Annotated in this window: 4 protein-coding genes; 2 read left to right on the plus strand and 2 right to left on the minus strand. The window is 62.0% G+C overall.

All coding sequences use genetic code 11. The features are described from left to right. A partial coding sequence (gene xth, locus VN623_RS07065; RefSeq protein WP_325569526.1) for an exodeoxyribonuclease III occupies positions 1-775 on the plus strand: 775 nt, incomplete at its 5' end. Between the two features lie 13 nt (positions 776-788). Here xth and VN623_RS07070 read toward each other — a convergent pair. Continuing rightward, positions 789-1,871 (minus strand): sel1 repeat family protein, encoded by a 1,083-nt coding sequence (locus VN623_RS07070; protein ID WP_325569528.1) that lies wholly within the window; start codon positions 1,869-1,871, stop codon positions 789-791. Further along, complete coding sequence (ilvD, locus tag VN623_RS07075; protein WP_325569530.1) at positions 1,858-3,582, minus strand: dihydroxy-acid dehydratase; 1,725 nt, start codon at positions 3,580-3,582, stop codon at positions 1,858-1,860. The genes VN623_RS07070 and ilvD overlap by 14 nt, the downstream gene beginning before the upstream one ends. 461 nt (positions 3,583-4,043) lie before the next feature. Here ilvD and VN623_RS07080 point away from each other — a divergent pair. Further along, a partial coding sequence (locus tag VN623_RS07080) for a M48 family metallopeptidase (protein ID WP_325569532.1) occupies positions 4,044-5,168 on the plus strand: 1,125 nt, incomplete at its 3' end.

Genomic DNA, 5,168 nt, shown 5'->3' on the forward strand with positions numbered 1-5,168 from the left:
CACCACCTGGAACATCAACGGCATTAAGGCCCGGCTCGAGTCGACGCTGACTTATCTGCGCCAGCATGCGCCGGACGTCGTCTGCCTGCAGGAAATTAAAACCGTCGACGAAGGTTTTCCTAAAGCCGCCTTCGAGGATCTCGGCTACAACGTCGCAACGCACGGTCAAAAAGGCTTCCACGGCGTCGCGCTGTTATCCAAGCACCCACTTGAGGATGTGACGCGCGGCCTGCCGGGAGATCCCCAGGACGTGCAGTCGCGTTGGATCGAAGCCGTGGTGCCGTTCGGCGACCGCGTGGTCCGCGTCGTCTCGCTTTACCTGCCGAACGGCAATCCAATCGCGTCCGAAAAATTTGGCTACAAGCTTGCCTGGATGCAGCGGATGCGGGACCGCGCCACAACCTTGCTTGAGCAGGAAACGCCGCTCGTCCTTGCCGGAGATTTCAACGTCATTCCCGAACCGGTCGACGCCAAGCGTCCGCAGGCCTGGGTCAACGACGCGCTGTTTCAACCCGAAAGTCGGGCGGCGTGGCGGACGCTCGTCAACCTCGGCTTCACCGATGCGACGCGTGCCTGCCATCCGGGCCCCGGCGTCTACACATTCTGGGATTATCAGGCCGGCGCGTTTCAGAAGGACGACGGCATCCGGATCGACCATATGCTGTTGTCGAGCCAGGCTGCCGATCTGCTCGCCGCATCGGGCATCGATCGGGCGACGCGCGCGACGGAGAAACCATCGGACCACGTCCCGGTGTGGGTCAGGCTCGCGGCCTGACTGCTCGCTCTAATCAGCGAGCAGTTTCGGCCGGACCAGCCAAGCCCATTGCCGGCGCCGTGGGTCCCGAACTCGCAATTCCGGAGTTCGGCGCGAACATCTTCGCTCCGGCCTTGATACCAAGAGTGCGATTGGGCGCTGGAATATTGCCAATCTGGACCGACGGCGGAATAGGCGCCGCGACGCCCATCGGACGCACCAGTTCGCCATTGGCGCAGGTTCGAACCGGCTCTGCCGATAGACGGTCGAGCCCATTCTTATTGTCGGGCACGTCAGGTCTGCGGCCATAGAGATTGTGCCACTCGGCCACCCGCCCCGTTGCCTGCTGACGCACGCCCTCGCCGGCACTGCAGAAGATGTTCTGATAAATGTCCTCGATCCAGACACGCTCGCTCGGCGGTGCATTCGCGACCGCGACGTCGATCAGGTTGAGGGCGCTGATCTGATCCTTCTCGACGAACTTGCCCCGCCACAGAAGATCGGCGAGGAACGCTTGCGCGCCCGCATGCCCAATTCGCGAAAGACGCGAGAGCCAGTGGCGGCCATTCTCGATCTTGCTCGCGGGATCTTCGAACCCGGCCATCTTGATGTCCGGACCTTCACCGCGCAGCAGAACCTTAGCGAGCTCGAACTGTGCGTCCTCATCATTGAACGTCAGAGCAGCACGCTGCAACGCTCGATCGGCGGCTTCAGGGTCTGGGAGGACTCCCGCATCGCGAATGCCGTCGCGCAAATACAGCGATACGGCGGTCAATGATTTGGCGGCGATCGGCGCCAAGTCGTCGTCGTCGGGATCGATGTTCTGCAACCCATCGGCGAGCGCCTTATAGAGCGCAAAGGCTTTGCCGTGGTTCGTGTAGGCGCCTTCGTTATCGCCGTAGATGCGGGCCATATAGAAATGCGCGATTTGTGGCTTTGTCCGCTCGAGCGCCTCGAACGCCGGCAACGCCAATTCGTAATACCCGCCGTTGTAGGCTGAGATACCTTGCTTCATGGCATCATCAGGCGAACGGAACGTCACTTCTCCTGCCATCGCGGCACCGAGTGTGAAGAGGGCCGCGATACTTACCGCTAGAACAAGCTTAAATGTCCGCATAGCAGTGCACTTCCGCCTTTCCTCCCGCGTGGGTTACAGCCCCGTATCTCGCAGGCCCGACTTGGTCCGCGAATTTCCGCAGTGCCCCCGACTGATACATATTCGCCGGCGCCTTCCAGACGGCGCGCCGCCGTTCGAGTTCTTCGGGACTGACCTCGAGATCGAGCGTGCCGTTCTCGGCATCGATCGAAATCATGTCGCCGTCTTTGAGTAGGCCGATCGGTCCGCCGACCGCGGCCTCCGGCCCGACGTGGCCGATGCAAAGCCCGCGCGTTCCGCCAGAGAAACGCCCGTCCGTGATGAGTGCCACCTTGTCACCTGAACCTTGGCCGTAAAGCGCTGCCGTCGTTGACAACATCTCGCGCATGCCGGGGCCGCCCTTCGGGCCTTCGTAGCGGATGACGATCACGTCGCCGTCCTTGTAATCGTGTGCATCCACGGCGCGGAACGCATCTTCTTCGCAATCGAAGCAACGCGCCGGGCCGCGGAATTTCAGCGTCTTCGAACCCGCGACCTTGACGATCGCGCCATCGGGAGCAAGCGTCCCCTTGAGGCCAACGACACCGCCCGTTGGCGACAGCGGATTGGAAACCGGATAGACGACCTTCTGATCGCCATTGAATTCGACCTTCTCGAGATTTTGCGCCAGCGTCTTGCCGGTGACGGTCAGGCAATCGCCGTGCAGCACGCCACCCTCGAGCAATGCCTTCAGAATCTGCGGCACACCGCCGATGTCGTAGACATCCTTAGCGACGTATTTGCCGCCGGGCTTCAAGTCGGCGATGTAGGGCGTGCGCTTGAAGATCTCGGCAACGTCGAACAAGTCGAATTCGATGCCGACCTCGTTGGCCATCGCCGGCAGATGGAGCGCACCGTTGGTCGATCCGCCCGTTGCGGCAATGATGACCGCGGCGTTCTCGAAGGCTTTGCGCGTGCAGATGTCGCGAGGACGGATACCGTCGGCGATGAGGCGCATGACGGCCTTGCCGCTTTCGAGCGCATAGGCGTCGCGGCTTTCATAGGGAGCGGGCGCCCCGGCTGAACCCGGCAGCGCCAAACCGATCGCTTCGGAAACGCAGGCCATCGTGTTGGCCGTGAACTGGCCGCCGCAGGACCCCGCGGAAGGACACGCGACGCACTCGAGTTCGTGCAACTCTGCCGCCGACATTTTTCCAGCCGAATGCATGCCGACGCCTTCGAACACGTCGACGACCGTCACGTCACGGCCCTTGAATTTTCCCGGCAGGATCGAGCCGCCGTACATGAACACACTCGGCACATTGAGGCGCAGCATCGCCATCATCATGCCGGGCAAACTCTTGTCGCATCCCGCAACGCCGACGAGCGCATCGTAGCTGTGGCCGCGCATCGTCAGTTCGATCGAATCGGCAATGACCTCGCGCGACACCAGGCTCGACTTCATGCCTTGGTGGCCCATCGCGATGCCGTCGGTGACGGTGATGGTGCAGAACTCGCGCGGCGTGCCGCCGCCTTCCTTGACGCCGGCCTTCGCCGACTGCGCCTGACGCATCAATGAAATGTTGCACGGAGCGGCCTCGTTCCAGCACGACACGACGCCGACGAACGGGCGTTTGATGTCCTCTTCCTCGAGACCCATCGCGTAGTAATACGATCGATGCGGTGCCCGCGACGGCCCTTCGGTTACGTGACGACTCGGTAGCTTCGATTTATCGAACGTCTTCGCGTCCATTAATTTCCTCTTTGGGCTCCCTGCCCTGATCTGATGTCTGTTGCCATCCGGTTTTTCCGGATGCTGCAGGGATGCCAGTCGCGTGGCCTCTGTGAAAGGATAATTCATAGAAAAAGCGCCGCAGCCTAGCTGCGTCCAGCCTTCTTCAGGTGCGCTGGTCTTTGTGGCTCGAAAGTGGCGTCGCTACCTTGAAAAGTTGCTTAACGGCAACAGACGCGGAAGAAGTCGATGGTTGTGCAAGGCTCGAAAATTACGAGCATTTCGCCCCGCTCGACACATACGGCTTATTCGGGCAGGCGGTTCATACGTAACCTCACCCGAGCACCATGACAAAAGAGTTTGCCGTCACGAGGGCCCGACTTTGGCGGCCCAAAGACATTCCTTTCGCTAAACTCAGTGATTAGATGACCGTTCGGCGTGCCGGCTGGCGTCGCGTCGTTAATCCTCGAGACCGCACTCCAATGTCCCAAAACACCGCCAGCCCCCCGAATGTCATCCGCAGCTATTGCCGCTTCACCGCGAGCCCATCGTCGGGGTCCGTCGATGCGACGGCGACGCTTCGGCCGGCAGGCATCGAGATTGATCTCGAGCGGGACCTCACACGACGCCTCTGGCAGTACGCCAACCTCGAGGCCTTGGAGCCATTGCGCCCGAACACGATCGATGTGCTGCTGTCGACGACCGACGAGCCCGGCGCCCGGCTCTTCGTCCAGGGCCGCGAGTTCGCCGCCGGCCTCAAAGAACAGGCGCCGCATTTGACGGCGCGCGCCGAGAGTTGGCGCGGCGCACGGCCGTGGCTCTTCCTTTTTTTAGCGCTGCTTGTCGGCTTCTCGATCGTCACGTACGCGGCCGGTTGGAGCCCGATCAGATCCCTCGCCATCGCGCTGCCCGACGGCTGGCGGCAAAGGCTCGGCGACGCCGCTCGCCAATCTATGACGGAGGGACACAAGCAGTGTTCGGATCCCGCCGGCCTCGCGGCCTTGGCCCAGTTGACCGATCGCGTGTCGAAAGCCGCTTCGGTCAGCACGCCGTTTAGGGTCCGCGTCTACGATTGGTCGTTGATGAATGCCTTTGCCGTGCCGGGAGGTCAAATCGTTCTGACCAAGGGCCTCATCGATAAGGCCGAAACGGCGGACGAGGTCGCGGGCGTCCTCGCCCACGAAATGGGACACGGCATCGAGCTGCACCCGGAAACCGGAATTATCCGCAGTATTGGACTCGCCGCTGCCGTCGAGGTGATGTTAGGCGGGTCCGGCGGGGCGCTGGCAAACGCCGGTTTGGTTCTGGCGCAGCTCGACTATTCGCGCGGCGCCGAGCGTCAAGCCGACCAACGGGCGCTGGAATTGCTCGAAGGCGCCAGCATAGCGCCGAAGGGATTGGCCGATTTTTTCACCCGCGTGATGAAGATGGAGGAGGATGATGGTTCGTATGCAGCCAAGGCCGGCAAGATCGGCTGGCTCCGCAGCCATCCGCCCGCTGCCGAACGTGCCGAAATCATCAGGCACCAACACGATTATCCTTCGACGCCCGCGCTCGACGCGCAGGCATGGCAGGATTTGAAGTCGATCTGCCGGACGACGCTGGAA

This window comes from Hyphomicrobium sp., assembly GCF_035572195.1.
In the GTDB taxonomy this organism is placed as follows: Bacteria; Pseudomonadota; Alphaproteobacteria; order Rhizobiales; family Hyphomicrobiaceae; genus Hyphomicrobium_B.

Excerpts from the sequence above, each read along its gene's own strand:
- ilvD (WP_325569530.1), bottom strand. The coding sequence starts at position 3,582 with ATGGACGCGAAGACGTTCGATAAATCGAAGCTACCGAGTCGTCACGTA.
- VN623_RS07070 (WP_325569528.1), bottom strand. The coding sequence starts at position 1,871 with ATGCGGACATTTAAGCTTGTTCTAGCGGTAAGTATCGCGGCCCTCTTC.